The organism is Mesorhizobium sp. M7A.F.Ca.CA.003.01.2.1 (assembly GCF_003998945.1).
GTDB classification, from domain to species: Bacteria; Pseudomonadota; Alphaproteobacteria; order Rhizobiales; family Rhizobiaceae; genus Mesorhizobium; species Mesorhizobium ciceri.
In genome coordinates this window covers 1-1,461 of the sequence record NZ_RZRA01001171.1, presented here as the reverse complement: position 1 = coordinate 1,461, position 1,461 = coordinate 1, and the positions used below count along the sequence as shown (strand labels likewise).

Genomic DNA, 1,461 nt, shown 5'->3' with positions numbered 1-1,461 from the left:
GCCGCCATTCTGCCCGCGCATGGTGAAGGCGCGGAAGGCGATCTCGCGCAGATCGCGGCGTTCGGAGAAGGTCGAGAACGGCTCATAGATCGAGCGCGACAGAGTGACGGCATAGCGGCCCTTCTGGCCGCGTATCTCGGCCGCTTCGGCCATGGAACTTTTCACGAAGTCCGGCAGGCCGGCAAGGTCGGCTTCATCGAGGAACAGCGCCCAGTCGCGCTCGTCGGCCAGAACATTCTGGCCGAAAGCCGTGCCGAGCGAGGACAATTCCTCGCTGATGCTTGCCAGCCGCTTCTTGCCGTCGGCGTCGAGCTTGGCGCCGGAACGGACGAAGCCCTTCCAGGTCTTTTCCAGTACCCGCAGGGTCTCGGCGTCGAGCTTCAGGCTCTCGCGGCGCTGGTAGAGATCGTCGATGCGGGCAAACAGCCGCTCATTCATTGAAATCGCCGAGAAATGCCTGGACATTTTCGGCGAGATGTCGCGCTCCAGCGCCTGGATCGTCTCGTTGGTGTAGGCGCCGGCGCGGCACCAGAAGATCGACGAGACACGATCGAGCGCTTCGCCGCCGAGTTCCAGCGCGGCAAGCGTGTTCTCGACGGTCGGCGCATCCTTGTTGCCGGCGATCGCCTCGATCTCGGCCTCGTGCGCCTTCAGCGCCGCGTCGAAGACCGGGGAGAAGTCGCCGTCGCCAATGCGCGTGAAATCGGGCAGGCCGAGCGGCCCCTGCCACGCGGTCAGCGGATGGGCGGCGAGGTCGACGGCTTTCGTGGAAGGCATGGACAGTCTTTCGTTGGTGAAGCAGGCAGGTGGGTCGTACCCGATGTAGGGCGCGGCCGGCGGACCCGCAATATGCGGATTTGGCCGATATCGCCCTCAAAAGCCGTCGCAGTTTTCGGCGATCGCCGCTTGTGAACTGGCGGTGATGCGGTTGTCGGTGACCGCGAAAGTTTCCTGCATCAGCATGTCGTTGTTGGGGAAATCGTAGCAGGCGACCACCGTGGTGACGCCGCCTTCGCTTTTCTCGATCCGGTGCCGGATCGCAGCACCGGCAACGGCACCTTTCCATTCGTCGATCGAAGCGATGAATTCCTGCTTGCTCTGCACGATGCCGAGGTCGTCCAGCTTGATGCGGACATCGTCGGCGAGCAGGTCGGACAGTTCCGTGCGGTCGGCGACCAGCAGCGCCGAATACCAGCGGCTGATGAGGGCACGATCATCGGCGCGGGCGGCAATAATCGCCAGCAGCAGTGCGGCCGCCGCAAAAGCGACCGACCTGATGTTCACCAGCTTGCGCGCCGCCGCGTTCATCCCAGTTCCGGCCGTTCGAAATCGCCAGTCTCCTTGTTCATCGTCCAGAGTTCGCCGGTCGAGATATCGAACCAGGCCCCATGCAGCGACAGCCGTCCCTTGCCTTCGAGAATCGAGACGCAGGGAAAGGTTCTGAGGTTGGCGATGGAATAG

Annotated in this window: 1 protein-coding gene and 2 pseudogenes; all 3 read right to left on the bottom strand. The window is 63.4% G+C overall.

The features are described from left to right. A pseudogene (locus EN969_RS30910) lies at positions 1–777 on the bottom strand (peptidase M3); the annotation flags it as partial. A 96-nt stretch (positions 778–873) separates the two neighbouring features. Next, entirely contained in the window at positions 874–1,308 is a 435-nt protein-coding gene (locus EN969_RS30905) for a hypothetical protein (protein ID WP_024504711.1), read from the bottom strand. Next, positions 1,305–1,461 (bottom strand): annotated as a pseudogene (locus EN969_RS30900) (carbonic anhydrase); the annotation flags it as partial. The pseudogene EN969_RS30900 and the gene EN969_RS30905, both read right to left, overlap by 4 nt.

Bases quoted from the DNA above. Each gene is read 5' to 3' on its own strand.
- EN969_RS30905 (WP_024504711.1), bottom strand. From the start codon at position 1,308: ATGAACGCGGCGGCGCGCAAGCTGGTGAACATCAGGTCGGTCGCTTTT.